Raw genomic sequence first — 299 nt, forward strand, 5'->3', positions numbered from 1 at the left:
ACCGAGCGTTCAACACAAAGCCCGACTAACGTCTGCGCTTTCACCCCCTGCGCTTTCAGGTAATGGGCCAGCTGATTCGCGCGGCGGTTTAACTCACCGTAACTAAGGCTTATACCATCACAAACTAGAGCGGTTTTCTTCGAAAAACGATCAGCCTGCTCCGCAAAGAGTTCATGGAGACAGTACTCCAATGGTACTTCTGCCTCGGTATTATTCCAGCGCCCAAGTAACTGTTCCCGCTCCTGCGCCGTCGCCAGCTCATGGCTAAAGACATCCTGCTCAGGTGCCTGTACCAGAGC

At 53.5% G+C, this 299-nt stretch carries 1 protein-coding gene; it reads right to left on the reverse strand.

Annotated elements, in window-relative coordinates; translation table 11 throughout:
• A partial coding sequence (locus tag EXT47_RS23705; protein ID WP_130127752.1) for an AMP-binding protein occupies positions 1–299 on the reverse strand: 299 nt, incomplete at both ends.

Origin of the sequence: Pseudoalteromonas sp. CO342X (assembly GCF_004208915.1) — a bacterium.
Classification (GTDB): domain Bacteria; phylum Pseudomonadota; class Gammaproteobacteria; order Enterobacterales; family Alteromonadaceae; genus Pseudoalteromonas; species Pseudoalteromonas maricaloris.